We start from the raw sequence: 24,008 nt of genomic DNA on the forward strand, positions 1-24,008 counted from the left end.
TCAGGAACCCTGCAGCACCTCGACCACCAGAGCCGCGATCTCCCGCAGCGCCCGGCCGCGGTGCGAGATCGCGTCCTTGACCTCCGGGCTCATCTCGGCGGAGGTGAGCGCGCCGTCCTGGTCGTCGGGCACGAAGAGCACGTCGTAGCCGAAGCCGCCGGTGCCGCGGGGTTCGCGGATCACCCGGCCGGCCATGTCGCCGCCGACGACGAGCTCGCCGCCCGCGTGCACGAAGGCGACGCTGGCGTGGAAGTGGGCGCCACGCCGCTCGTCGGGGACGTCGCCGAGCTGCTCGAGCAGCAGCCGGTTGTTGCGGTCGTCGTCCTTGGGCCGGCCCGACCAGCGGGCCGAGAGCACGCCCGGCATGCCGTTGAGCGCGTCGACGGCGAGACCGGAGTCGTCGGCCAGCGACGGCAGTCCGGTGCGCTCGAAGCCGGCGCGGGCCTTGAGCAGGGCGTTGCCGTCGAAGTCGGGAGCGTCCTCGACGGGCTCGTCGTAGGGGTCGACGTCGTCGAGACCGAGCACGCGGATCTCGGGCAGCAGCTCGGCGAGGATCCGCTGCATCTCCCCCAGCTTCTTGGGGTTGCGCGAGGCGAGGAAGACCTCGGTCACGAGGAGAGTGCCTGCTGCTGGAGCCGGGTCAGCTCCGCACAGCCCTGCTCGGCCAACCCGAGCAGGGCGTCGAGCTCGGCGCGGTCGAAGGGCGCACCCTCGGCGGTGCCCTGCACCTCGACGAACGTGCCCGCACCGGTCATGACGACGTTCATGTCGGTCTCGGCGCGCACATCCTCCTCGTAGGGCAGGTCCAGGCGCGGCACCCCGTCGATGACGCCCACCGAGATCGCCGCCACCGACCCGGTGAGGGGGTCACCGGCGAGGGCACCCTCTGCCTTGAGGTGGGCGACGGCGTCGGCCAGCGCGACGTAGGCGCCGGTGATGGCCGCGGTGCGGGTACCGCCGTCGGCCTGGAGCACGTCGCAGTCGAGGACGATGGTGTTCTCGCCCAGTGCGGCGTAGTCGACCACCGCCCGCAGCGAGCGCCCGACCAGCCGCGAGATCTCGTGCGTACGTCCGCCGATGCGGCCCTTGACCGACTCGCGGTCGCTGCGGGTGTTGGTGGCGCTGGGCAGCATCGCGTACTCGGCGGTCACCCAGCCCAGCCCGGAGCCCTTGCGCCAGCGCGGCACCCCGACCGACGCCGACGCCGCGCACAGCACGCGGGTGCGGCCGAACTCGACGAGGACCGACCCGGCGGGGTGGTCCTGCCAGTGGCGGGTGAGCTTCACCGGACGGAGCTCGTCGTCGGCACGACCATCTGCGCGAGTCATGCCACCGACCCTAGGGCGCCACCGCGATCATGGGCTCATGGACCCCGCGACCCACGTCGACCATCTCGAGGCCGAAGGCGCGCGGGTGGTGGCCGCGGCATCGCGGTGCACCGGCCAGGAGGCGGTGGCCGCCTGTCCCGGCTGGGACGTCGACCAGCTGCTGCGCCACCTCGCCACCGTGCACGAGTGGTCGCGACGCGCGGTCGTCGGCGGCGGCGCGAAGCCGCCACCCCGGCGACCGTTGGAGGCCGACGCCCCGGCCGACCACACCTCGCTGGTCGCCTGGTACGCCGAGCTGCACCGCCGGCTGGTCGACGAGCTGCGCGACGCCGACCCCGACGCCGCCTGCTGGCAGATGTGGTCCGGCCCCGACGGCCCGGCGTACTGGGCCCGGCGGCAGGCGCACGAGACCGCGGTGCACCGCATCGACGTGGAGATCGCTGCCGATCGGCCGACCCCGCTCGACGCCGGGCTGGCCGTCGACGGCATCGACGAGCTGATGATGCTGGTGCCGCGGCTGCTGCCGGTCACCGAGCCGCACACCGTCTACCACCTGCTCGCCACCGACACCGGCGACTCGTGGCGGGTGGTGGCCGGCCCCGAGCTGACCACCGTCGAGCGTGGACACAGCGCCGAAGGCGTACAGGTCAGCGGGAGTGCTGCTGACCTGTACGCCTTCTGCTGGAACCGTCGCCCGGGCACCACCCCCGTGGTGTCCGATCCCTCCCAGTGGGAGGTCTGGCGCGGTTCGGTCCAGGTGTAGCCCGGGCTACTTGACCTCGGTGCGCAGCACGCGCCACAGGCCGACCACGAACGGCACGACCACCCAGATCAGCGTGGTGGTCAGCAGGTGTTGCCACTCGGTGGAGGTGAGGTGGTCACCGCTCTGCAGCGGTCCCTGCGCCGTGGCCGGGTCGATCCACGGCTGCGCCTTGTGCACGGCGTTCCACAGCGAGGTGACGACGCTGAACACGATCGGCAGCGCGAAGCTGACGACGATGGCCGCCGCGGTGTTGAGGAACAGCAGGCCGAACACCAGGCCGCCGACGACGCCGACCACCTCGAGCAGGAAGTACTGGCCGATGACGCCGGCGTCCATGCCGGCCCAGGGGTCGGCCGCGCCGCCGATGGCGGCGACGACGGCGGCCAGCGCGAGCGCGAGCACCATCGCGGCGACGCCGAGCACGACGGCCGCGGCTACCTTGGCCCACAGCACCTTGGCGCGGTGCGGTTCGAGGGTGAAGGTGACCATGCCGGTGCGCTGGCCCCACTCCTGGGTGATGAGCAGGATGCCCAGCACCGGCAGCAGGATGCCCTGAGGTGTGGCCGCGGCTCCGACGGCGTTGGCGAACGTGTGCTCCTGCGTGCTCGCGGCCAGCAGCAGGATCACCAGCGCGGCGGCGGTCAGCAGACCGATGACGCCGAGCAGCCACTTGCCGGCGCGGGTGTCCACCATCTTGCGCAGCTCCACGCGGAGCAGCCGGCCGAAGGGGATCGCATTGCCGGTGGCGAACGCGGGGGTCTCGAGAGTGGCGGTGGTCATGCCTGGGGTCCTTCCTGGACGGGCTGCTCACGCTGGGTGTCGGAGGTGAGCTCGAGGAACAGCTGCTCGAGGCCGGCGCTCTCGGCGGGCCGGAGCTCGGTGAGGACAACGCCGTTCGTGGCGGCGGCCCGACCGACGACGACGGGGTCGACCTCGGTGCGGAACCCGCCGTCGGCGATCGGGGTCGCCGTGATGTCGGCTCCGGCGAGCGCCTTGCCGAGCAGTGCGTCGTCCTCGGCGCGCACCAGGGTGCCGGCGCTGCGGAGCAGCTCGGCCTTGGTGCCCTGGGCGACGATCTTGCCGCGGCCGATGACGACCATGTCGTCGGCGATCACCTCCACCTCGTGCAGCAGGTGCGAGGAGAGCAGCACGGTGCCGCCGCGGGAGGCGTAGTCGCGCAGCAGCCCGCGCATCCAGTGGATGCCGGCGGGGTCGAGGCCGTTGGCCGGCTCGTCGAGGATGAGCACCGACGGGTCGCCGAGCAGGGCATGGGCGATGCCCAGCCGTTGCCGCATGCCGAGGGAGTAGGCACCGACCCGGCGCTTGGCCTCCTTCTCGTCGAGGGAGACCAGCCGCAGCATCTCGTCCACGCGGCTCTCGGGCAGGCCCATGGTCATCGCGGCCAGGTGCAGCACCTCGCGGCCGGAGCGGCCGGCGTGCTGGGCGGAGGCGTCGAGCAGGACGCCGACGTGGCGTCCGGGGTTGGGGATGTCGGCGTAGCGCAGGCCACCGATGGTGGCGGAGCCGCTGTCGGGCGGAGTGAGCCCCACCATCACCCGCATCGTGGTGGACTTGCCGGCGCCGTTGGGGCCGAGGAAGCCGGTGACCCGGCCGGGCTCGGCGACGAACGAGACGTCGTCCACGGCCCGGTAGGGCCCGTAGGTCTTGGACAGTCGGTCGACTCGGATCATGCGACCAGCCTGGGGCACCCGACGTCGCTGCCACATCGGGCGAGCGTCTGCTCCTTCCCTGACTTTGGTAGGGGTCCGACCCCGAGGCGTCCCCTACCTGCGCCGCTGGTCCGGCGCGTTGCGGGCTCCGTAGCCTGGTGACGTGCACGAGAGCGCCGTCGACTACGCGCCGCGGCTGGGGTGGTGGGGCCACACCTGGCGGGTGGTGGCGTGCCTGCTGACCAGCGCGGTCGTCCTCATCGACATGGCGCCCCGCGAGACCTCACACGCCCACGTCTTCCTCGCCGTCGACATCCTGATCGGCGTGGCCGCCTACGTGGCGATGTTCTACCGACGGCGCTGGCCGCTGGCCGTCGCGCTCGCGATCAACGCCGCGACGCTCATCTCGGGCCTCGCCGCCGGCCCCGCCGTGCTGACGGCGGTGTCGCTGGCCACCCGCCGGGTGTACTGGCAGGTGGTGCTGGTCGGCGTCGTCGGTGCCGCGGCCGGCTTCGGCTACCTCTACGTGGAGCCCGGGCGCGGCGGCGGACCGAACTGGTGGGTGCCGCTGGGCTTCGGCATCGCCGTCACCATCGCCATGATGGCGGTGGGCATGTACATCGGCTCGCGCCGCGAGCTGGTCTTCACCCTGCGCGAGCGCGCCCGGCAGGCCGAGGCGCAGCAGGAGCTGCGCGTGGAGTCCGCCCGCGCCGCCGAGCGGGAGCGGATCGCCCGCGAGATGCACGACGTGCTCGCCCACCGGATCTCGATGGTGAGCATGCACGCCGGCGCGCTGGCCTTCCGCCAGGACCTGCCGGCCGAGCAGGTGCGCGAGACGGCGGCGCTGATCCAGACCTCCGCGCACCAGGCGCTGACCGACCTGCGCGAGGTGCTCGGCGTGCTCCGCGAGGACGCCGAGGTACGCGGCGACCGTCCGCAGCCGACGCTGGGCGACCTGCCCGGTCTGGTGGCCGAGGCCCGCGCCAACGGCATGTGCGTCGACCTCGCCGTGGAGGTCGACCCGACCGTGCCGGTGCCCGACCAGGCCGGTCGCACCGTCTACCGCGTCGTGCAGGAGGGGCTGACCAACGCCCGCAAGCACGCCGCGGGCGTCCGGGTGGAGGTCAGCGTCGTCGGCACGGCGGGAGACGGCGTCGAGGTGTGGGTGCGCAATCGGCGCGGCTTCGGCCAGACCCCGCTCGCCCCCGGCTCCGGACTGGGCCTGGTCGGCCTGCGCGAGCGCGCCGAGCTGGCCGGCGGCCGGCTCGACGTCGACGACGACCGCGAGGGCTTCGCGCTGCACGTGTGGCTGCCGTGGCCGGCGGCCGCGTGATGGCCACCCGCGTGCTGGTGGTCGACGACGACCCGCTGGTCCGCTCCGGGCTGGGACTGATGCTGGGCGGCTCGCCCGACATCGAGGTGGTCGGTCAGGGCGAGAACGGCGAGCAGGCCCTGGCCCTGGTGGCCACCGAGCAGCCCGACGTCGTGCTGATGGACATCCGGATGCCGGTCATGGACGGCCTCGAGGCCACCGAGCGGCTCTGCGGCGACCGCGACACCGATGACGAGGAGGGCGACGCGCTCCCCCGCGTCATCGTGCTGACCACCTTCGCTGCCGACGACTACGTGGTGCGCGCGCTGACCGTCGGTGCGAGCGGCTTCCTGCTCAAGGACACCCCGCCCGCCGACATCGTCGAGGCGATCCGCACCGTCGCCCGCGGCGAGCCGATGCTCTCCCCGCAGGCGCTGAGCAGCCTGATCCGCCAGGTCACCGACCGCGCCCCCGGCCGCGGTGACGCCGACCGCGCCGAGCAGGCCCGCCGGCAGCTCGCGACGCTCACCGACCGCGAGCGCGACGTCGCCGACGCCGTGGGCCGGGGCCTCTCCAACGCCGACATCGCCCGCGAGCTCCACCTCTCGGTGCCCACCGTGAAGGCCCACGTGAGCCGGCTGTTCGACAAGCTCGCGGTGGAGAACCGGGTCCAGATCGCGATCATCGTGCACGACGCTGGGGGCTGATCCGGGGGGCTGGTTGGGGGCTGGTCGTGAGGCTGCTCCGGCGGGGGTTTTGCCGGGTGCCCGGCAAAACCCCCCGAAAGTGGGCTCGAAACGCGGCATTTGCGAAGAGTTTTGCCGGGTGCCCGGCAAAACCCCCCCGGGCCTCAGACCTCGTACGTCGTCCCCACCTCGGCCAGCCGGACGTCCCCGACGAAGGACTCCTTGGCCTCCCCCAGCACCACGGCCGGGTCGTGCCAGGGCGGGATGTGGGTGAGCAGCAGCTGTCGGGCGCCGGCGGTGGTGGCGATGGCGCCGGCCTCGAGGCCGGTGAGGTGGATGTCGGGCGGGTTGTCGGCCTCGTCGAGGAACGAGGCCTCGCACAAGAACACGTCGGCACCGTCGGCCTGGGTGACCAGGGGCTCGCAGTAGGCGGTGTCGCCGGAGTAGACGAGCACGGCGTCGTCGACGCTGATGCGCAGCGCGTAGGCGGTGACGGGGTGGTTCACCCGTCGGGCCAGGAAGGTGAACGGGCCCAGCGAGAAGGAGCCGCCGGGGTAGGTCCGGAAGTCGAACTCCTCGGTCATGCCGGGGGTCTCGGGCAGGTCGTAGGCGCGCGCCATCCGCGATGCCGTGCCCTCGGGGCCCCAGACCGGGATGCGCGGCTGGGGGCCGTCGGGGTGGTACTTGCGCAGCACGTAGTAGCCGCACAGATCGAGGCAGTGGTCGGCGTGGAGGTGACTGAGCAGCACCGCGTCGACGGCCAGCGGATCGGCGTAGCGCTGCAGCGCGCCGAGCGCGCCATTGCCCAGGTCGAGCAGCACGCGCCAGGTGCGCTCGTCGTAGTCGGCCTCGAGCAGATAGCAGCTGGCCGAAGAGTGCGGCCCCGGGTAGGAACCCGAGTTGCCGACGACGGTCAGCCTCATGTCGTCACCCTAGCGAGCGGCGCCGTTGGCCGTTCAGCCATTGTCAGCCGGACCACACGATGGTTCTATACGACCCCATCAGGGACGGCCCACCCCGATCGGGCGGCGTCGTCCGTCTCTCGGGTGAAAGGGCACGACCCATGCGCACCATTCTCGGGTTGGGGGCAGCGGCGGCCGTGATGGCCGCCTTGACGACCCCCGACGCCTTCGCACAGCAAAGCGACACCTCACCGCCGGCGGACTCCACCGCCGACACCAGCGCCGCCGCCGACGAGCTGCCCAACCCGGCCGAGGAGAAGCGACGCTCGCTCAAGCAGCGCGCCATCGCCGAGGTCGTCAACGGCACCGCGACCCCGCAGCGGCGCGGTGCGAGCACCGTGGTCAAGGTGGCCTCGCAGCGCACGCAGGCGGCCGCGACCAAGCGGGGGCTGGTCAAGCAGCAGGCCTCCACGAAGGACCAGTACGTCGAGCTGCAGCGCGAGACGACCGACCACATCTTCGTGATCCTCACCGAGTTCGGGACCAAGCGGGACCCGAAGTACCCCGACAAGGACATCGAGCCCAGCACCACGGGCCCGGTCACCTGGGACGGGCCGCTGCACAACAAGATCCCGGCGCCCGACCGCAGCCAGGACAACTCCACGGTCTGGCAGCCCGACTACAACCAGAAGCACTACCAGGACCTGTACTTCGGCACCGGCGGGAAGCCCGGCTCGGGCCAGGCCGTCGAGTCCGTCCGGCAGTACTTCGAGCGGCAGTCCTCGGGCCGCTACAGCATCGACGGCACCGTCACCGACTGGGTGAAGGTCGACTACAACGAGGCGCGCTACGGCCGCTCCTCCGACGACCCCACCACCAACGGCGACGACCCGAACGTGTGCGCCTCCAACGTCTGCAACACCACCTGGGACCTGGTCCGCGACGCCGCGGACAAGTGGTACTCCAGTGAGATCGCCAAGGGCCGCAGCAAGGCGGCGGTGACCAAGGAGCTGAAGTCCTTCGACACCTGGGACCGCTACGACATCGACGGCGACGGCGACTTCAACGAGCCCGACGGCTACCTCGACCACTTCCAGATCGTCCACGCGGGCGGCGACGAGGCCGACGGCGACCCGATCCAGGGTGAGGACGCGATCTGGTCGCACCGCTGGTACGCCTACGGCACCAGCTACGGCCAGACCGGCCCCGCGCAGGGCAAGCAGGGCGGCACGCAGATCGGCGACTCCGGGGTGTGGATCGGCGACTACACGATCCAGCCCGAGAACGGCGGCATGAGCGTCTTCGCCCACGAGTACACCCACGACCTGGGTCTGCCCGACCTCTACGACACCAACGGCGGCGAGAACTCGGTCAACTACTGGTCGCTGATGGCGCAGTCGCGCGAGAGCGCGCCGAAGGACCAGGCGATCGGCACCCGGGCCTCCGACCTCGGCGCCTGGGACAAGCTGCAGCTGGGCTGGCTGGACTACGAGACGGTCCTGCCCTCGCAGAAGCGCACGCTGACGCTCGGCCCGAGCGAGTACAACTCGGCCAAGCCGCAGGCGGCGGTCGTGGTGCTGCCGAAGAAGGAGGTCACCCGCGACCTGGCCACGCCCTACGCCGGCACGAAGTCGTGGTGGAGCGGCAGCGGCGACGACTACACGGCCACGATGCAGCGCTCGGTGACCCTGCCGACGGGCTCGCCAGCGTTCACGGCCCAGGCGCAGTACAACATCGAGGACGGCTACGACTACGCGTACCTCGAGGTCGACGACGGCTCGGGCTGGAAGAGCGTGCCCGGCAAGGCCGGGTCGGTCTCGACCGACCCCGACACCAACGGCCTGACCGGCGACTCCGCCGGTGCGTGGGTGCCGCTGAGCTACGACCTCGCGGCCTACGCCGGGAAGACGGTCGACCTCCGGGTCCGCTACACCACCGACGGCGGGGTCCAGGGCAACGACCCCGACCTGCCGCCGGGGCTGTTCCTCGACAGCATCAGCGTGGGCAGCCTCAGCGACGGCGCCGAGAGCGGCGCCAACGGCTGGACCCTCGACGGGTTCTCCGCCGTCGGCAGCACGGTGACGCAGGCCTACGACAACTACTACATCGCCGCCAACCGGGTGTACGCCTCGTTCGACAAGTACCTGCAGTCGGGGCCGTACAACTTCGGCTGGGCCACCACCCAGCCCGACCGCGTCGAGCACTTCCCGTACCAGGACGGCCTGCTGGTCACCTACTGGGACACCTCCCAGAGCGACAACAACACCAGCACCCACCCGGGCGAGGGGCTGGCGCTGCCGGTCGACGCCAACCCCACCGCCCGCGTCCGTCTCGACGGCACGCTGTGGCGGCCGCGGGTGGCCGGGTACGACGCGCCGTTCGGCCTGCAGAAGAGCGACAACATCACCCTGCACGTCAACGGCGTGGCGAACTACATCCGGGGTCAGGCCGCCGTGCCGGTGTTCCGGGACGACCGCTCCTACTGGGATGCCTCGCAGCCCACGGCGAGCGTCGACGTGCCCGACACCGGGACGGTGATCCGGGTGCTCACGCAGGACGGCACCTCGATGAAGGTCAGGGTGTCGAAGAACTGAGGCGCCCCGTGCGCCAGAGCCACCACAGGCCGACGAACGGCAGCACGAGCGGCACGTAGCCGTAGCCGTTGCCGTAGGTCGACCAGACGGTGGAGCGGTCCACGTCGTCGGGCTGGCTGAGCGTGCCGATCACGAGCACGCCGGCCAGCTCGACGGCGACCGCGGCGATCGCGACCCGTCGTCGGTTCGTGGCCAGGGCCCAGGTGGCCACGCAGTAGACGATCCCGGAGAACAGCGAGACCCAGTAGGCCGCTGGCGCGAGGTGGTACTGGGTGGCCAGCTGCACCAGCGAGCGGGCGGTCGCGGCGAGGGCGAAGAGGCCGTAGACGAAGACCAGGATGCGGCCGAAGCGTCGGTTCGTGCGTTCAGCCACGGGTGGCCTCCCAGAGGTCGTGGAGCCGGAGGAAGAGCACGGGCAGCACGATCACGGCCACCAGCAGAACGCCGGTGCCCGACCGGCTCTTCTCCGCGGCGGCCCACACGAAGCCGACGGGGAGGATGACCAGGGCGCCGAGGAGGTAGCCGACGTAGGCGGCGACGTTCACGCCCGCGTGCGGTCCGCTCAGCCGCACGATGCCGACGACGAGCTGCACCACCAGGCCGGCCTCCAGGGCGAGGAGGGCGTAGAAGGTGGGGTCGTCGAGCTGACGGTCGCGCACGATGAGGTAGACCAGCCGCAGCGCCACCAACGCGCACAGCACCGAGAGCACCAGGTGCAGCAGGCTCACTTCTCCACCTTCCGCATCGCCGAGAGGCCGATCAACCGGGTCACGACCATGGCCAGGTAGAAGACGCCGGCGATCTGCTCGAACATCACGATGCTGCGCGCGTGCGGACGCACCGGCATGACGTCGGACAGGCCGGTGCTCGAGAGCGTGGTGAAGGACAAGAACAGCAGCTCGCTCCAGCTGCGCTCGCCGGACGGGTGCTCGTAGGCGGTGAAGGCGTGCGGCTCGAGCGCGGCGACCACGACGTAGACGTGGGCGAAGGCCCAGGCGATGACGGTGAACACGGCACCGACGGCGAACAGCTCGTCGGTGGTGACCTTGTCGTCGGCCAGCATGTAGCGCAGCAGCGAGTAGGCGGCGTAGAAGTACAGCGCCGCCTCGAAGCCGGCGCTCCACGGCACCAGGTCCTCGTTGTCGGTCACCACCTGCACGACGAGCAGCACCACCGCCGGCACCGCGATCGCGCCGGCCACCCACGTCAGCGCCGGAGTGGTGCGGACGGCCAGCAGCGCGGCGCCGAGCACCACGATGCCGAACACCGCGATGACCGCACGCCCGGTGACCGACCCCTCCAGGAACGGGTAGAGCAGCACGCCCAGGAGCTGCACGAGCAGCAGGGTCGCGCAGGGCGTACGCAGGAGGAACCTCGCGGCTTGGCTCACGCGCGCATCCAGGCGAACTGGCTGACGGCCTGCAGCTCGGGGCCGAGGAACCGGGCGCCGATCCGCTCGAACTCCTCGGGCGTGCCGGTGGTGAGGAAGCGGTGCTCCGGAGCGCCGTCGGGTCGTTCCAGGCCGTGCTCGACCAGCACCCGGTAGACATCCTTGGCGCACTCCTCGGCGCTGGAGACCAGCGTGACCTCGTCGCCGAGCACGTAGGAGATGACGCCCGTGAGCAAGGGGTAGTGGGTGCAGCCGAGGATGAGGGTGTCGACGCCGGCGGCGGCCACCGGGTCGAGGTACTCGTGAGCGGCGGCCAGCAGCTCGGGGCCCGAGGTGATGCCGGCCTCGACGAACTCCACGAAGCGCGGGCACACGCGGGTGGTCAGCGCGACCTGCGGCGCGGCGGCGAAGGCGTCGTCGTAGGCCATCGACTCCGCGGTGGCCCGAGTGCAGATGACGCCGATGCGCCCGGACCGCGTGGCCGCCACGGCGCGCCTCGTGGCGGGCAGGATCACCTCGACGACCGGCACGTCGTAGCGCTCGCGGGCGTCGCGCAGCACGGCGGCGCTGGCGGAGTTGCAGGCGATGACCAGCAACTTCACGCCCTGGTCGACCAGGTGGTCCAGGCACTCCAGGGCGTACTCGCGCACCTCGCTGAGCGGCTTCGGCCCGTACGGCTGCCGCGCGGTGTCGCCGAGGTAGAGCACCGACTCGTGCGGCAGCTGGTCGATCACCGCCCGCGCCACCGTGAGGCCGCCGAACCCGGAGTCGAAGATCCCGATCGGCGCGCTGGTCACGAGGGTCGATCCTAAACGGCGCCGCTCACAGGCCGGGCGCCGCGACCCGGGCGTAGAACTCGACCGGGTCGCTGGCCACCCCGTCGCGGGCGGTTCGGCTCCAGTCGTCGACGAGCACCTCGCCGACGCCCGCGGCCAGGCCGTCGAGCGCGATGCGCACGACGTCGGCCGGGTCGAGGAGCGGCCCGTCGTAGCCGGCCATCATGTCGGTGTCCGCGGCGCCCAGCGCGACACCGGTCACCTGGGTGCCCTGCGCGGCCAGCTCGACGCGGGTGGCGTTGGTCAGGCTCCACTCGGCCGCCTTGCTGGCGGCGTACGCGGTGGCGCCGTTGTAGGAGAACCACGACAGCGCCGAGAGCACGTTCAACACGGCGCCGCCGCCGTGGCGGCCCAGGCCGTCGGCGAAGGCGCGGGTGACGCCGAGGGTGCCCCAGAAATTGACGTCCATCTCCCGGCGGGCGCCGGCCAGGTCGCCCCGGACCAGGTTCTGGCCCGTCGTGACGCCGGCGTTGTTGACCAGCAGCGTCACGTCGGCGGCCTGGGCCGCGGCGCGCTCGATCGAGGCAGGGTCGAGCAGGTCGAGCTCCATCGGCTCCACGCCCGGCACGTCCACCTGGCGCGGGTCGCGGGCCGCGGCGTAGACCTTGGCGGCTCCTCGCTGCAGCAGCTGGGCGGCGAACTCGCGACCCAGCCCGCGGTTGGCGCCGGTGACGAGGGCGGTGGATCCGGTGATGTCCATGGAGGGCTCCTGATGTTCTCGACGGGTGAGGAATGACTGCGTTGCTCGGGACGCTAGGACCTCACGTCGACGTGAGGGGCAAGCGTGAGTGAGGCAGGTCATATGCGGATCGGTGAGCTCTCCGAGCGCACGGGCGCCAGCGTGCGAGCGCTGCGCTACTACGAGGAGCAGGGTCTGCTCAGACCGTCGCGGACGCCCAGCGGGCAGCGCGTCTACACCGCCGACGCCGTGGCGCGCGTCGGCCTGCTGCGCCGGCTCTACGCCGCCGGGCTGAGCAGCCAGGTGATCGCCCGGGTGATGCCGTGCGTCGACACGCCCTCGACGTCGGTGACCGGGCGCACGCTGGAGGTGATGCACGGCGAGCACGACCGGCTCAGCGAGCAGATCGAGCAGCTGCTCGCCACCCGCGACCAGCTCACCCTCCTCATCGAGGCGGCCTCGACGCACCATGCCGCCGAGCTCGCCGCGTCGGCGGCCTAGCAGCCCCTCAGGCCCAGAGCTGGCCCTCGAGGCGGTCCTCGGCCTGGTCGACGGTGCCCTCGTAGGCGCCGGTCGAGAGGTACTTCCAGCCGCCGTCGCAGACCACGAAGGCGATGTCGGCGCGCTCGCCGGCCTTGAGCGACTTCGCGGCCTGGCCCAGGGCCGCGTGCAGGATCGCGCCGGTGGAGATGCCGGCGAAGATGCCCTCGGCCTCCAGCAGCTCGCGGACCCGGCGTACGGCGTCGCGCGGGCCGACGGAGAAGCGGGCGTCGATCAGGCTCGCGTCGTACAGCTCGGGCACGAAGCCCTCGTCGAGGTTGCGCAGGCCGTAGACGAGCTCGCCGTAGCGCGGCTCGGCGGCGACGATCGAGACGTCGGGCTTGTGCTCGCGGAAGAACCGGCCGACGCCCATCAGCGTGCCGGTGGTGCCCAGGCCGGCGACGAAGTGGGTCACCTCGGGCAGGTCGGCCAGCACCTCCGGGCCGGTGCCCTCGTAGTGCGCGAGGGCGTTGGCGGGGTTGCCGTACTGGTAGAGCATCACCCAGTCCGGGTGCTCCTCGGCCATCTGCTTGGCCACCCGCACGGCCTCGTTGGAGCCGCCGGCCGCAGGTGAGGAGTAGATCTCAGCACCCCACATGCGCAGCAACTGGCGCCGCTCCTCGGAGGTGTTCTCGGGCATCACGCACACCAGCCGGTAGCCCTTGAGCGAGGCGGCCATGGCCAGCGAGATGCCGGTGTTGCCGCTGGTGGGCTCCAAGATGGTGCAGCCCGGACGCAGCGTGCCGTCCTTCTCGGCCATCTCGATCATCTTCAGGGCCGGGCGGTCCTTGATCGAGCCGGTGGGGTTGCGGTCCTCCAGCTTGGCCCAGAGCCGTACGTCGGGCGACGGCGAGAGGGTCGGCAGCCCCACCAGGGGGGTGTTGCCGACCGAGGCCAGCAGCCCGTCGTAGCGCACCTGGCTGCTCAGCCGCCCGCGACGGCGGGCAGCACGACCACCTGGTCGCCGTCGCTCAGCTCGGTCTCGAGCCCGCCGGTGAAGCGGACGTCCTCGTCGTTGACGTAGACGTTCACGAACCGGCGCAGCTGACCGCCCTCGATGAGGCGGTCCTTGATCCCGGAGTGGTTGCTCTCCAGGTCGTCGATGAGCGCCTGCAGCGTCGCGCCGCTGGCGTCGACGGACTTCGCACCGTCGGTGTAGGTGCGCAGGATGGTCGGGATTCGGACCTCGATGGCCATGGCTACTCCTGGATCTCCACGTCTTCCTCGTCGACGTGACCGTCGACGATCCTGTAGGACCTGAACTCCACCGGGCCCTCACTATTCCCGTGCTCGCGGGTGCTGACCAGCACGTAGTGGGCGTGGGGCTCGTTCGCCAGCCCGATGTCGGTGCGGCTGGGGAAGGCCTCGGTGGCGGTGTGGGAGTGGTAGACGACGACCGGTTCCTCGTCGCGGTCGTCCATCTCCCGGTAGAGGCGCAGCAGGTCGGTCGAGTCGAACTCGTAGAACGTCGGCGAGCCCGCCGCGTTCACCATCGGCACGAACCGGCTGGGGATGTCGCTGCCCTCGGCGCCCGCGACGACCCCGCACGCCTCGTCCGGGTGATCGCGCTTGGCGTGCGCGACGATGGCGTCGCGGATCTCTGCGGGCAGCCTCAGCACGGGACCGAGGATAGGTGGCGCGACACAACCTGCAGACACATGTCCAGGTTCAGCCCGGCGCGGAGCTCCAGGACGTCATGTGAGTAGGTCGCTTGGGCGACCACGTCGTATGACGTCCTGTGGCGCGCGATCGGCACAAGCGGTCGTCCACCCCGGTCAGCGACTGATGGAGTCCACCAGCGTCTCCTGGAGGAACCCGAGCCAGCTGTAGATGTCGTGCACCGGCCGGCGCGGGTCGTCGTCGGGCAGGTCCTCCCAGTCGCCCTCGTCGCCGTCGCGGATCTCCAGGCGCGTGCCGATGGCCAGCCGCATGTCGGTCAGGCTGCGCAGCCAGGTCCGGGCGGCGGCGGTGTCGAGCTCGACCTCCACCTCGGTCGGCTGGGTGTCGTCGTCGGGGTCGACGTCGCGCAGCCCAGCGGCCTCGAGGCTGTCGATGACCGCGGCGGCCGCGGCGGCCTTGCCGTCGCGCAGCGTGCCCTCGGTGAAGCGGCGGAACTCCCCGGCCGCCTCCTCGTCCTCGGGATAGGCCGTCGGGAACAGCCGGGCCAGCACCGGGTCCTCGGGCTCGGCGGTGGGGCCGGAGAAGTCCAGCATCCGCTCCAGCTCGTCCTCCGCCTGCGGTGCGGCGTTCTCGTTGCGCAGCAGCTCGACCAGCTGACCGGCCAGGGAGCGGATCAGGTCGGCCTCGAAGGCGCTGAACACCGCGACGCTGGTGCGCGTGCGGCGGTGGCGGGAGAAGCCGTGGGTCACGGGCCTCAGTCGTCCTTCTGCATGGTGGCCCAGAGGCCGTACTCGTGCATGGCCTGCACGTCGCGCTCCATCTCCTCGCGCGAGCCGGTGGAGACGACCGACCGGCCGTCCTGGTGCACCTCCATCATCAGCTTCGACGCCTTCGACTTGGAGTAGCCGAAGTAGGTCTGGAAGACGTAGGTGACGTAGGACATCAGGTTGATCGGGTCGTTCCACACGATCGTGACCCACGGCTTCGCGAGGCTGGTGACCTCGTCGACCTCGGGCTCCTCGAGCTCGACCGGGCTGGTGGACACGGCGCCCATTGTGTCCCACTAGCCTGATCCGGTGAGCACGGCGCTGCTGACCGACCAGTACGAGCTGACCATGCTGCAGGCCGCGCTGGCCGACGGCACCGGCGAGCGACGCTCGGTCTTCGAGCTGTTCGGCCGGCGGCTGCCCGAGGGGCGGCGCTACGGCGTCGTGGCCGGGGTGGGCCGGGCGCTGGACGCCCTGGAGGAGTTCCGCTTCGGGTTCCCCGAGATCGAGTTCCTGCGCCGCGAGGGCGTCGTCGACGCCGCCACGCTGGAGTGGCTGGCCTCCTACCGCTTCTCCGGCGACATCCTCGGCTACCCCGAGGGCGAGACGTACTTCGCGCAGTCGCCGATCCTCACCGTCGAGGGCACCTTCGCCGAGGCCGTGCTGCTGGAGACGCTGCTGCTCTCCATCTACAACCACGACTCCGCGATCGCCTCCGCGGCCTCACGCATGACGTGGGCGGCCGGCGAGCGGCCCTGCATCGAGATGGGCTCGCGCCGCACCCACGAGGAGGCGGCCGTGGCCGCCGCGCGGGCGGCGTACGTCGCGGGCTTCGAGCGCACCTCGAACCTCGCGGCGCGACGCCGCTACGGCGTGCCCAGCGGCGGCACCAGCGCCCACAGCTTCACGCTGCTGCACGACACCGAGACCGACGCCTTCCGCTCGCAGGTCACCTCGCTCGGCGTCGGCACCACGCTGCTGGTCGACACCTACGACGTCGCCGAGGCCGTGCGCGCCGGCGTCGAGGTGGCCGGCCCCGACCTCGGCGCGGTCCGCATCGACTCCGGCGACCTGGCCGGGCTGGCCGTCGAGGTCCGCCGGCAGCTGGACTCGCTCGGCGCCACGGGCACCCGGATCATCGTCACCTCCGACCTCGACGAGTGGGCCATCGCCGGTCTCTCCGCCGCACCGGTCGACGGCTACGGCGTGGGCACCCGGCTGGTCACCGGCAGCGGGCGTCCCACCTGCGGCTTCGTCTACAAGCTGGTGGCGCGCGAGAACGCCGACGGCGAGCTGATCGGGGTGGCGAAGAAGAGCCAGGACAAGGCCTCGGTGGGCGGTCGCAAGTTCGCGCTGCGCCGGCTCTCCCCCGACGGCCGCGCCGAGGCGGAGGTCGTCGGCATCGGCGAGCCGGTGGCCAACGACGGCGACGACCGCGACCTGCTCGTCCCGCTGGTGACCGGCGGGAAGGTGGTGGGCCGCGAGCCGCTGGCCGCCGCCCGCGAGCGCCACGCACGCTCGCGAGCCGAGCTCCCTCGCGAGGCCGCGGCGCTCCAGCCCGGCGACCAGGTCATCCCCACGCTGTGGGAGGGCCGCTGACCCCTCCTCAGGCGTGCGCGTCGGGGACGGCGGTGAGCGAGGCGACCAGCAGGTCGGGGGTGACCTCGACGAAGGTGGTCACCAGCACCCGGAACGGCGTCCGGCCGGCGGGCACCTCGATGGCCAGCCGGAACGCGACGAACCGGCCGTGCACGGTGACCGCGCCGTCGAGCCGGGCGTCGAAGGTGAAGGAGAACCACTGCTCGAAGAACGTGCGGATGGCCGGGCGCCCGTGGTCGACGCCCTCCCCCACCGGGTCCTCGTGGCGGGCGTCGGCGGCGAACAGCGCGGTGGCGGCGTCGACGTCCTGGGCCGCGACGGCGGCGGCGTAGCGCTGGACCAGGTCGACGACCTCCGGACGGCTCGGCACGGCCCCACCCTCGCAGAGGCCTTGGCAAACTGACGCCATGGCCCGCGCGCTGATCGTCGTCGACGTCCAGAACGACTTCTGCGAGGGCGGCTCCCTCGGGGTCGACGGCGGTGCCGCGGTGGCGGCCGGCGTGACCTCCCTGCTGCGCGGCGAGCACGGCTACGACGTCGTGGTGGCCACCCGCGACCACCACGTCGACCCGGGCACGCACTGGTCGAGCGAGCCCGACTTCCGCGACTCCTGGCCGGTGCACTGCCGAGTGGGCACCTCGGGCGAGGCGTTCCACCCCGACCTCGACGCCGGCCTGCTCGACGCCGTCTTCCTCAAGGGCGAGCACCAGGCGGCCTACTCCGGCTTCGAGGGTCACGCCGAGGACGGGACCGGGCTGGCTTCGTGGCTGCGCGAACGTGGCGTCGACGCCGTGGACGTGTGCGGCATCGCCACCGACTACTGCGTGCGGGCCACCGTGCTCGACGCCGTCCGCGAGGGCTTCGAGACCGCCGTGCTGACCGACCTGGTGGCGGCGGTGGCCCCGGGCACCGGCGAGGACGCGCTGGCCGAGATGCGGGGGGCCGGCGCCGTCATCGGCCGGTGAACTCCGGCGGCCGCTTCTGGTTGAACGCGGCCATGCCCTCCGCCGCGTCGTGGGTGCGCAGCAGCACCTCCTGGCCGGCGCGCTCGGTGGCCAGCGCGGGCTCCAGCGTTGCCAGCGCCGCGGCGTTGACCGCCTTCTTGGTCGCGGCCTGCGCCAGCGGCGCGCCCGAGGCGAGGCGGTGGACGACGTCGGCCAGGCCGGCGGCGTAGCCGTCGTCGGGGAACACGTGCGAGACCAGCCCCGCCTCGAAGGCCTCCGTGGCGCCGAGGCGCTCGGAGAGCAGCGCCAGCCGCATCGCGCGTGAGCGGCCCACCGCCGCGGTGATGGTGGCCGTGGCGCCGCCGTCGGGCATGATGCCGACCCTGCCGAACCCCAGCGTGAGCGAGGCCGACTCGGTGGCCACCGCCAGGTCGCACGCGAGCGCCAGGGAGAGTCCGAAGCCGGCGGCGACGCCGTTCAGCCCGGCCACCACCGGTCGGTCCAGACCCACCACCGCGCGGACCAGCGCGTTGGCGGCGTCGACCGAGGTGCCGTCGAGGTCGGCGCCGCCGGCGTCGAGGTCGGCGCCGGCGCAGAAGGCCGGGCCGGTGCCGGTGAGGACCACGACGCGCACGTCGTCGGCGACACCGCGCACCTGCTCGGTCAGCTCGACCATCAGCTCGCCGGTGAGTGCGTTGTAGCTGGCCGGCCGGTCCAGCCGCAGCCACAACGCGCCGGCCTCCCGGGTCGCGACGAGTCCCGTCATGTCGGGGAGACTAGCCGCGTGACCTCGGGGACGCTGGCGCCGCTGCGCGCGCCCGTCTTCCGGTGGTTCTTCGCCTCCCAGGGCGTCAACCGGCTGGGTTCGACCATGGCGCCGATCGCGCTGGCCTTCGCGGTCCTCGAGCTGAGCCGGGCACCGTGGGCGCTGGGGGCGGTACTGGCCGCCCGCACCATCCCGCTGGTGGCGTTCCTGCTCATCGGCGGCGTGGTGGCCGACCGGCTGCCGCGCTCGCTGGTGCTCACCGTGGGCAACACCCTGGCCGGCCTGACCCAGGCGGCCGCCGCCGCACTGGTCATCAGCGGGCACGCCGAGATCTGGATGCTCGTCGTCCTCGAGGCGCTCAACGGCACGCTCTCGGCGATCACGCTGCCCGCCCTCAACAGCCTGGTGCCGCAGCTGGTCGAGGGCGACGACCTGCGCTCGGCCAACCTGCTGCTGAACCTGGTGCGCGGGCTGATCCAGGTCGGCGGACCGTCCATCTCGGCGCTCCTCGTCGTCGGGGTCGGCCCCGGCTGGGCGCTCGGCGTCGACGCCCTCACCTGGATCGTCTCGGCCCTGCTGCTCCTGCCCGTGCGCCTGCCGCGCCCCGGCCGCTCCTCGAGCAGCGGCTGGAACGACCTGCGGGAGGGCTGGACGCTGTTCCGCACCACCCAGTGGCTGTGGGTCGTGGTGGTCGCCTTCGGCGTGCTCAACATGCTCTCCACCGGCGCGATCAGCACGCTCGGCCCGGTGCTGGCCAAGGAGACGTTCGGCCCGAGCGGCTTCGGGGCGATGCTCTCGGCGGGCGCCGCCGGCGACTTCGTCGGCACGCTGGTGCTCACCCGGATCCGGTTCGGGCGGCCGCTGCTGGCCGGCATGCTCGCCTGCGTCGCCACCGGCGTCCAGATCACCCTGTTCGGCCTCCAACCGACGCTGGCCTCGCAGGTGCCGCTGTGCTTCCTGGCCGGCGTCGCCCTGGCCGTCTTCAGCCTGGCCTGGTCGGTCTCGATGCAGGAGCACATCGCCACCGACAAGCTGGCCCGCGCCTGGTCCTACGACGCCCTCGGCTCGTTCGTCGCGATGCCGGTGGGCCAGCTGCTCTTCGGCCAGCTCGGGCACGTGTACGGCATCCGCGAGGTGATCGCCGTCGGCGGTGTCGGCTACGTCGTGGTGTGCCTGCTGGCGCTCCTCTCACCGGAGGTGAGGACGCTCAGGCCCACTTCTCCAGGATCGCGCGCAGGACCTTGAGGTTGCGGTTGGTGCCGTCGCCGGCCGCCTTCTGGGCGGCCGCGTTGAGTCCCTTGGCCTCGTGGAACGCCCTGTCGTAGAGCATGTGCACGGCCCTGCCCCGCACCACGAACCGCTCCCGGTCGCGCTCGAGGCCCTCGATCAGCTTCGCGCCCGCGGCACCCGGCTCCGCGCGCAGCAGCTCGACGTAGTGGGCGACCTCGGGCGGCGGCAGCTCCTCGGCGTCGGCGACGACCTGCTCGATCTCCGCCCGTGTGAACACGATGGTCGGCACCGCGAACCCGCGGTCGGCCTCGAACACCCGCTCCAGCTCGGCAGCCACCCTGTCCCGCGACCGCATCGGCGTCGTCACCCTCAGGTTGCCGGTCTGGATGTGAGTGGCGACGTCGGCGAACCCGGCCGCCTCGACCGCCGCCCGCAGCTCCGCCATGGGGTACGTCCGCTTCCCGACGTTGACCGCGCGCAGGAAGGCCACGAACGTCGGCATCAGACCTGCCGGCCCGCCCAGGTCCAGGCGTACGCCGGGTCCTCGCAGGCGGCACCGGCCTCGCCGAGCTCGAGCGGGCGGAAGGTGTCGACCATGACCGCCGACTCCTCGAAGTACTCCACGCCGATGGAGGCCTCGATCGCCGCGGGCTGCGGGCCGTGCGCGAAGCCGCCGGGGTGCAGCGAGATCGAGCCGATGCCGATGCCCGAGCCCTTGCGGGCCTCGTAGTCGCCGCCGACGTAGAACATCACCTCGTCGGAGTCGACGTTGGAGTGGTAGTACGGCACCGGGATGGCGCCCTCGGCGTAGTCGACCTTGCGCGGCAGGAAGTTGCAGACCACGAAGCCCGGCCCCTCGAAGACCTGGTGCACCGGCGGCGGCTGGTGCACCTTGCCGGTGATCGGCATGAAGTCCTCGATGTTGAAGGTGTAGGGGTAGAGGCACCCGTCCCAGCCGACGACGTCGAGCGGATGGGTGTCGTAGGTGAGCCGGGAGCCGCCGATGCCGCTGCCCACCCGGTGCTTGACCAGCACCTCGACATCGGCGCCCTCGACCAGCAGCGGGTCGGCGGGGCCGTGCAGGTCGCGCTCGCAGTAGGGCGCGTGCTCGAGCAGCTGGCCGAACCGGGAAAGGTAGCGCTTGGGCGGTGCGACGTGGCCGTTGGCCTCGATCGGGTAGAGCCGCGACTCCTCGGCCGGCAGCCAGCGGTGGGTGGTGGCGCGCGGGATGACGACGTAGTCGCCGGCGCGGTAGGTCAGCAGCCCGAACACGGTCTCCACCGTGCCGGTGCCGGACTCGACGTAGACGCACTCGTCGCCCACGGCGTTGCGGTAGTAGGGCGAGACCTCGCTGGTGACGACGTAGGAGATGCGGACGTCGGCGTTGGCGAGCACCAGCCGCCGGCCGGTGACGGCGTCGGAGCCGGTGTCGAGCGCGTGCAGCTTCAGGTGACGCGGCACCAGCGGGTGGTTGGGGGTGGTGGCCAGGTCGCCCACCTCCCACGGCTCGCTGGCCACGATCGCCGACGGCACGCCGCGGTGGTAGAGCAGTGAGGAGTCGGAGCTGAACCCCTCCTCCCCCATCAGCTCCTCGTACCGCAGCGCGCCGGAGGGGTCTCGGAAGGCCGTGTGACGGCGACGGGGTAGCTCGCCGACGGCTCGGTAGTAGGCCATCTGCTCACCCTCGCGCCTGTGCTCTAGCGTGGCAAACCTCATGTTCTGGTCCCAGCTGGTCGACGACGCCGCCGTGTTCCCGCCGGTCGGTCTGCCGCTGGAGCGGGCGGTCGAGCAGCACCGCGAGCACCTGGCCGCCGACTACGCCGACCTGGTCGCCTCGCTGGTCGTGCCCGACACCAAGCTGGCCGACCTGCGGCCGCTGCTCGACCCTGTGCTCGACGCCGGGCTCGCCGCCGACCGGCCGCTGGCCATCACGGTCCTGGTCACCGGCGGTGCGGGGGCGATCGAACCGGCCGTGCGCTGGTCCGAGGGCGACGGGCTGGAGCTGCGTCGGGTGCGGGTCCTGCTGCGCGACGGTGGCGGGCTCGGTGACGACCTGGCCCGCAACGCCCAGCGCGTGGCCGCGATGGTCGACCACTGCGGGGTCGACGTGCCGGTGCACGTCGAGGTCCCGAGCTCCCCGGAGACCTCGGAGCACGCCTGGTCGGCCGCGCTCGACGAGGTGGCGATGGCCGGTCTCGGTCTCACCGTGCGTGCCGACGAGGACCTTCGCCGCTGCCTGGACGCCGCCTTGGACCGAGAGACCCCGTTCGTGGTAGTCGGCGGTCCGGTGCGCGAGGTGCTCGCCGCGACGGCCTCGGCCCTGCACGGCGACCCCTCGCCGGACGGCTGGGAGTCGGCCCGGCGCTGGCTGAGCGCCGTCTCGATCGCCGACGTGAGCGAGGTCCACGAGGAGCTCGTGGACGCCGACCTGTGGAGGAGCCCATGACCACCAGCAGCTGGGTACCGGGAGCCGCCGGCTCGGGGTACGACGTCGACCACCTGCCCTACGCCGTCTTCACCACCGCCGAGGACGACGAGCCGCGGGTCGGGGTCCGCATCGGCGGCCTGGTGCTCGACGTCGCACCCGTCGCCGCCGCCGAGATGCTCGACGTCGCGGCGCTGTTCGAGCAGCCCACGCTCAACCCGCTGATGGCCGCCGGCCCGCAGGTGTGGGCGTCGGTGCGCACGTGGCTGACCCAGCTGCTCACCGACGAGGCGGAGCGGGAGCTGGTCGAGCCGCACCTGGTGGCCCTGGACGAGGTGACCACCCGGCTGGGCTTCGAGGTGGCCGACTACGTCGACTTCCTGTGCGGCAAGCAGCACGCCGAGAACGCCGGACGCATCTTCCGCCCCGACTCCGAGCCGCTGGGGGCCAACTTCACCTCGCTGCCCATCGGCTACCACGGCCGCGCCGGCACCGTCGTGGTCACCGGCACCCCGATCGCGCGGCCCTCGGGCCAGCGACCCAGCCGCGAGGGGCCGACGTTCGGGCCGACCCGACGCCTCGACCTGGAGGCCGAGCTGGGCTTCGTCGTCGGCACGCCGTCGGCCACCCCGGTGGGCACGGGCGCGCTGGCCGACCACGTGTTCGGCGTGACGCTGCTCAACGACTGGTCGGCCCGCGACATCCAGGCCTGGGAGTCCCAGCCGCTCGGCCCCTTTCTCGGCAAGTCGTTCGGCGTCTCGGTCTCGGACTGGATCACCCCGCTCGCCGCCCTGGAGCCGGCCAAGGTCGCCCTCCCCGCGCAGGACCCGCCGCCGTTGGACTACCTGGTCGTCGAGGACCCCCGGCCCGGGTACGACGTCGAGGTCGAGGTGATCCTCAACGGCGAGGTGGTCAGCCGGCCGCCGTACCGGGTCATGTACTGGTCGCCGGCGCAGATGCTGGCCCACCTGACCAGCAACGGCGCGACGCTGCGCACCGGTGACCTGTTCGGCTCGGGCACCATCTCCGGCGACGAGCGTGAGCAGCGCGGCTGCCTGCTGGAGCTCTCCTGGGGCGGCCGTGAGCCCTTCACCGCGGGCGGTGTGGAGCGCAGCTGGCTCGAGGACGGCGACGAGGTGACGCTGCGCGCCACGGCACCCGGTGCGTCGGGCGGCCGCATCGCGCTCGGTGAGGTGACGGGAAGGATCGAGCCGGCCACGTCACAGCGGTGACGCGCTGTCACACGTATCCTCGGTCGACATGACCCCACCGGCGAAGGACGGCACCGACGGCCGCGCCGCGCGGTGGGAGGAGCACCGGGAGAACCGCCGCGTCGAGCTGGTGGAGTCCGCGGTCGCCGCGATCGACGAGTACGGCCCCGAGGCCAGCGTCTCGGAGATTGCGAAGGCCGCCGGGGTCAGCCGACCGGTGCTCTACCGCTACTTCGCCGACAAGGACGACCTCTACGCGGCCGTCGGCATGTGGGGCGCCACCACGCTGCTGGAGATGCTGGTGCCGGCACTGCTCAGCGACGGCCCGATCCACGACCGCGTCGCGCAGGGCGTCGAGACCTACCTCGACCTCATCGACACCCACCCGCACCTGTTCACGCTGCTGGTGGGCCACGCCAGCAGCGGTGACCCGCTGGCCGACGGCAAGGCGATGATCGCCGCCGCCATCGCCCGCACCCTGGGCGACGCGCTGCGCGACCTGGGCGTCGACGCCGGCGGCGCCGAGCCGTGGGCCCACGGCCTGGTGGGTCTCGGCCTCTCGGTCGGCACCTGGTGGCTGGAGCGGCGCACCATGTCGAAGAAGGCCGTGACGACCTATCTCACCGGCTTCGTCTGGCACGCCTTCGAGGGCATCGCCGCCGACTACGGCGTCGGCCTCGACGACCGCGGCCGGCTGGTCGTCGTCGGCTAGTGTCGCGAGTCAGAAATCCGCACACAGCATCGTG

At 72.2% G+C, this 24,008-nt stretch carries 30 protein-coding genes; 11 read left to right on the forward strand and 19 right to left on the reverse strand.

The window, feature by feature from the left end; translation table 11 throughout:
* Both D9V37_RS07700 and rph read right to left on the reverse strand, forming a co-directional pair.
* Window positions 1-612, reverse strand: a complete 612-nt coding sequence (locus tag D9V37_RS07700) for a non-canonical purine NTP pyrophosphatase (RefSeq protein WP_121805539.1) — start codon at window positions 610-612, stop codon at window positions 1-3.
* Complete coding sequence (gene rph, locus D9V37_RS07705) at window positions 609-1,328, reverse strand: ribonuclease PH (RefSeq protein ID WP_121805540.1); 720 nt, start codon at window positions 1,326-1,328, stop codon at window positions 609-611. The genes D9V37_RS07700 and rph overlap by 4 nt, the downstream gene beginning before the upstream one ends.
* Before the next feature lie 37 nt (window positions 1,329-1,365).
* Here rph and D9V37_RS07710 point away from each other — a divergent pair, with 37 nt between their 5' ends.
* Window positions 1,366-2,091, forward strand: coding sequence for a maleylpyruvate isomerase family mycothiol-dependent enzyme (locus tag D9V37_RS07710; protein WP_158604410.1), 726 nt, complete (start codon window positions 1,366-1,368; stop codon window positions 2,089-2,091).
* 6 nt (window positions 2,092-2,097) lie between these two features.
* On the opposite strand, the gene D9V37_RS07715 is transcribed toward D9V37_RS07710, so the two are convergent.
* Both D9V37_RS07715 and D9V37_RS07720 read right to left on the reverse strand, forming a co-directional pair.
* Window positions 2,098-2,871, reverse strand: a complete 774-nt coding sequence (locus tag D9V37_RS07715; protein ID WP_121805542.1) for an ABC transporter permease — start codon at window positions 2,869-2,871, stop codon at window positions 2,098-2,100.
* Complete coding sequence (locus D9V37_RS07720; RefSeq protein ID WP_121805543.1) at window positions 2,868-3,782, reverse strand: ABC transporter ATP-binding protein; 915 nt, start codon at window positions 3,780-3,782, stop codon at window positions 2,868-2,870. The genes D9V37_RS07715 and D9V37_RS07720 overlap by 4 nt, the downstream gene beginning before the upstream one ends.
* A 142-nt stretch (window positions 3,783-3,924) precedes the next feature.
* Between D9V37_RS07720 and D9V37_RS07725 the strand changes: the two genes are divergently transcribed.
* The gene (locus D9V37_RS07725) at window positions 3,925-5,094 is read left to right on the forward strand and encodes a sensor histidine kinase (protein WP_232524803.1); all 1,170 of its coding nucleotides are present in this window, start codon (window positions 3,925-3,927) and stop codon (window positions 5,092-5,094) included.
* Window positions 5,067-5,780: a response regulator transcription factor gene (locus D9V37_RS07730; protein ID WP_332835742.1), complete on the forward strand. Its 714-nt coding sequence runs from the start codon at window positions 5,067-5,069 to the stop codon at window positions 5,778-5,780. Before D9V37_RS07725 ends, D9V37_RS07730 begins: the two co-directional genes overlap by 28 nt.
* 143 nt (window positions 5,781-5,923) lie before the next feature.
* On the opposite strand, the gene D9V37_RS07735 is transcribed toward D9V37_RS07730, so the two are convergent.
* Window positions 5,924-6,682, reverse strand: a complete 759-nt coding sequence (locus tag D9V37_RS07735; protein ID WP_121805544.1) for an MBL fold metallo-hydrolase — start codon at window positions 6,680-6,682, stop codon at window positions 5,924-5,926.
* Window positions 6,683-6,822: 140 nt separating this feature from the next.
* Here D9V37_RS07735 and D9V37_RS07740 point away from each other — a divergent pair, with 140 nt between their 5' ends.
* A complete protein-coding gene (locus D9V37_RS07740; protein ID WP_121805545.1) occupies window positions 6,823-9,255 on the forward strand; it encodes an immune inhibitor A domain-containing protein in 2,433 nt (810 codons plus the stop codon).
* Here the strand turns inward: D9V37_RS07740 and D9V37_RS07745 are convergent.
* The 5 genes from D9V37_RS07745 to D9V37_RS07765 are packed head-to-tail and all read right to left on the reverse strand — an operon-like array spanning window position 9,236 to window position 12,181.
* On the reverse strand, window positions 9,236-9,628 hold the full coding sequence (locus D9V37_RS07745; protein WP_121805546.1) for a hypothetical protein: 393 nt from the start codon (window positions 9,626-9,628) through the stop codon (window positions 9,236-9,238). The genes D9V37_RS07740 and D9V37_RS07745 overlap by 20 nt on opposite strands.
* Window positions 9,621-9,983 (reverse strand): hypothetical protein, encoded by a 363-nt coding sequence (locus D9V37_RS07750; RefSeq protein ID WP_121805547.1) that lies wholly within the window; start codon window positions 9,981-9,983, stop codon window positions 9,621-9,623. Before D9V37_RS07750 ends, D9V37_RS07745 begins: the two co-directional genes overlap by 8 nt.
* On the reverse strand, window positions 9,980-10,645 hold the full coding sequence (locus tag D9V37_RS07755; RefSeq protein ID WP_121805548.1) for an ion channel: 666 nt from the start codon (window positions 10,643-10,645) through the stop codon (window positions 9,980-9,982). The genes D9V37_RS07750 and D9V37_RS07755 overlap by 4 nt, the downstream gene beginning before the upstream one ends.
* Complete coding sequence (gene murI / locus D9V37_RS07760) at window positions 10,642-11,442, reverse strand: glutamate racemase (RefSeq protein WP_121805549.1); 801 nt, start codon at window positions 11,440-11,442, stop codon at window positions 10,642-10,644. Before murI ends, D9V37_RS07755 begins: the two co-directional genes overlap by 4 nt.
* Window positions 11,443-11,467: 25 nt before the next feature.
* Window positions 11,468-12,181 (reverse strand): SDR family oxidoreductase, encoded by a 714-nt coding sequence (locus tag D9V37_RS07765; protein WP_121805550.1) that lies wholly within the window; start codon window positions 12,179-12,181, stop codon window positions 11,468-11,470.
* A 102-nt stretch (window positions 12,182-12,283) separates the two neighbouring features.
* Here D9V37_RS07765 and D9V37_RS07770 point away from each other — a divergent pair, with 102 nt between their 5' ends.
* Window positions 12,284-12,661, forward strand: a complete 378-nt coding sequence (locus D9V37_RS07770; protein ID WP_121805551.1) for a MerR family transcriptional regulator — start codon at window positions 12,284-12,286, stop codon at window positions 12,659-12,661.
* Window positions 12,662-12,668: 7 nt separating this feature from the next.
* Here the strand turns inward: D9V37_RS07770 and D9V37_RS07775 are convergent, their stop codons facing one another.
* From D9V37_RS07775 to clpS, 5 genes are all read right to left on the reverse strand, one after another.
* A complete protein-coding gene (locus D9V37_RS07775) occupies window positions 12,669-13,616 on the reverse strand; it encodes a PLP-dependent cysteine synthase family protein (protein WP_121805552.1) in 948 nt (315 codons plus the stop codon).
* Between the two features lie 8 nt (window positions 13,617-13,624).
* Window positions 13,625-13,897, reverse strand: a complete 273-nt coding sequence (locus tag D9V37_RS07780) for a MoaD family protein (RefSeq protein WP_121805553.1) — start codon at window positions 13,895-13,897, stop codon at window positions 13,625-13,627.
* A 2-nt stretch (window positions 13,898-13,899) separates the two neighbouring features.
* Complete coding sequence (locus D9V37_RS07785; protein WP_121805554.1) at window positions 13,900-14,319, reverse strand: Mov34/MPN/PAD-1 family protein; 420 nt, start codon at window positions 14,317-14,319, stop codon at window positions 13,900-13,902.
* A gap of 156 nt (window positions 14,320-14,475) precedes the next feature.
* Window positions 14,476-15,069 (reverse strand): DUF2017 domain-containing protein, encoded by a 594-nt coding sequence (locus D9V37_RS07790; RefSeq protein WP_121805555.1) that lies wholly within the window; start codon window positions 15,067-15,069, stop codon window positions 14,476-14,478.
* 5 nt (window positions 15,070-15,074) lie between these two features.
* On the reverse strand, window positions 15,075-15,374 hold the full coding sequence (gene clpS, locus D9V37_RS07795) for an ATP-dependent Clp protease adapter ClpS (RefSeq protein ID WP_121805556.1): 300 nt from the start codon (window positions 15,372-15,374) through the stop codon (window positions 15,075-15,077).
* A gap of 22 nt (window positions 15,375-15,396) precedes the next feature.
* Between clpS and D9V37_RS07800 the strand changes: the two genes are divergently transcribed.
* Complete coding sequence (locus D9V37_RS07800) at window positions 15,397-16,686, forward strand: nicotinate phosphoribosyltransferase (protein ID WP_121805557.1); 1,290 nt, start codon at window positions 15,397-15,399, stop codon at window positions 16,684-16,686.
* A gap of 7 nt (window positions 16,687-16,693) precedes the next feature.
* Here D9V37_RS07800 and D9V37_RS07805 read toward each other — a convergent pair whose 3' ends face one another.
* Window positions 16,694-17,056, reverse strand: a complete 363-nt coding sequence (locus D9V37_RS07805) for a nuclear transport factor 2 family protein (RefSeq protein WP_158604411.1) — start codon at window positions 17,054-17,056, stop codon at window positions 16,694-16,696.
* Between the two features lie 37 nt (window positions 17,057-17,093).
* Between D9V37_RS07805 and D9V37_RS07810 the strand changes: the two genes are divergently transcribed.
* Complete coding sequence (locus tag D9V37_RS07810) at window positions 17,094-17,651, forward strand: nicotinamidase (protein WP_121805559.1); 558 nt, start codon at window positions 17,094-17,096, stop codon at window positions 17,649-17,651.
* On the opposite strand, the gene D9V37_RS07815 is transcribed toward D9V37_RS07810, so the two are convergent.
* On the reverse strand, window positions 17,638-18,396 hold the full coding sequence (locus tag D9V37_RS07815; protein ID WP_121805560.1) for an enoyl-CoA hydratase-related protein: 759 nt from the start codon (window positions 18,394-18,396) through the stop codon (window positions 17,638-17,640). The two genes, D9V37_RS07810 and D9V37_RS07815, sit on opposite strands and share 14 nt — an antisense overlap.
* A gap of 18 nt (window positions 18,397-18,414) precedes the next feature.
* On the opposite strand from D9V37_RS07815, the gene D9V37_RS07820 reads away from it, so the two are divergent.
* Window positions 18,415-19,641 (forward strand): MFS transporter, encoded by a 1,227-nt coding sequence (locus D9V37_RS07820; RefSeq protein ID WP_121805561.1) that lies wholly within the window; start codon window positions 18,415-18,417, stop codon window positions 19,639-19,641.
* Here D9V37_RS07820 and D9V37_RS07825 read toward each other — a convergent pair.
* Both D9V37_RS07825 and D9V37_RS07830 read right to left on the reverse strand, forming a co-directional pair.
* Window positions 19,604-20,128 (reverse strand): DUF1697 domain-containing protein, encoded by a 525-nt coding sequence (locus D9V37_RS07825; protein ID WP_121805562.1) that lies wholly within the window; start codon window positions 20,126-20,128, stop codon window positions 19,604-19,606. The genes D9V37_RS07820 and D9V37_RS07825 overlap by 38 nt on opposite strands.
* On the reverse strand, window positions 20,128-21,300 hold the full coding sequence (locus D9V37_RS07830) for a homogentisate 1,2-dioxygenase (protein WP_121805563.1): 1,173 nt from the start codon (window positions 21,298-21,300) through the stop codon (window positions 20,128-20,130). Before D9V37_RS07830 ends, D9V37_RS07825 begins: the two co-directional genes overlap by 1 nt.
* A gap of 40 nt (window positions 21,301-21,340) precedes the next feature.
* Between D9V37_RS07830 and D9V37_RS07835 the strand changes: the two genes are divergently transcribed.
* The 3 genes from D9V37_RS07835 to D9V37_RS07845 are packed head-to-tail and all read left to right on the forward strand — an operon-like array spanning window position 21,341 to window position 23,974.
* Entirely contained in the window at window positions 21,341-22,072 is a 732-nt protein-coding gene (locus tag D9V37_RS07835; RefSeq protein WP_121805564.1) for a hypothetical protein, read from the forward strand.
* The gene (locus D9V37_RS07840; protein ID WP_121805888.1) at window positions 22,069-23,283 is read left to right on the forward strand and encodes a fumarylacetoacetate hydrolase family protein; all 1,215 of its coding nucleotides are present in this window, start codon (window positions 22,069-22,071) and stop codon (window positions 23,281-23,283) included. Before D9V37_RS07835 ends, D9V37_RS07840 begins: the two co-directional genes overlap by 4 nt.
* A gap of 28 nt (window positions 23,284-23,311) precedes the next feature.
* Complete coding sequence (locus D9V37_RS07845; protein WP_121805565.1) at window positions 23,312-23,974, forward strand: TetR/AcrR family transcriptional regulator; 663 nt, start codon at window positions 23,312-23,314, stop codon at window positions 23,972-23,974.
* The last annotated feature ends 34 nt before the right edge of the window (window positions 23,975-24,008 follow it).

The sequence above is a fragment of the Nocardioides mangrovicus genome (genome assembly GCF_003674065.1).
Lineage (GTDB): Bacteria > Actinomycetota > Actinomycetes > Propionibacteriales > Nocardioidaceae > Marmoricola > Marmoricola mangrovicus.